Below are 335 nucleotides of genomic sequence, written 5' to 3' on the forward strand. Positions count from 1 at the left end.
GAGCTGGTGCGGGCCCTGCAGGTGGCCGCCGGCGCGGAGGTGGAGCTGCAGGGGCTGGAGTGGGGCGGCGGCGCCTCCCGGGCGGCGGAGCTCGGCGTCGTGATGGTGCCGAAGATGCCCAAGCCCGCGTATCTGCGCTGGCTCGCGTCGGCGCACGTGGTGATCGGCCAGGCGGCCGGCATCCTGGCCATGAGCGAACTGCAGGCCATCGGCATCGGGGTCCCCGTGGTGATGCAGCTTGGGGAGGGGTACTACCGGTCGCCTCCCGTGCTGCAGGGGGAGTCGGCCGACGCGCTCGCGGCTGCGGCCGCAGCGGCGCTGGAGAACCCGTCCCG

The 335-nt window shown here is 74.9% G+C and carries 1 protein-coding gene; it reads left to right on the top strand.

What is annotated here, in order from left to right:
- A partial coding sequence (locus AC5RV2_RS19140) for a hypothetical protein (RefSeq protein WP_494093636.1) occupies window positions 1–335 on the top strand: 335 nt, incomplete at both ends.

Source organism: Arthrobacter sp. Y3225116 (assembly GCF_059091245.1).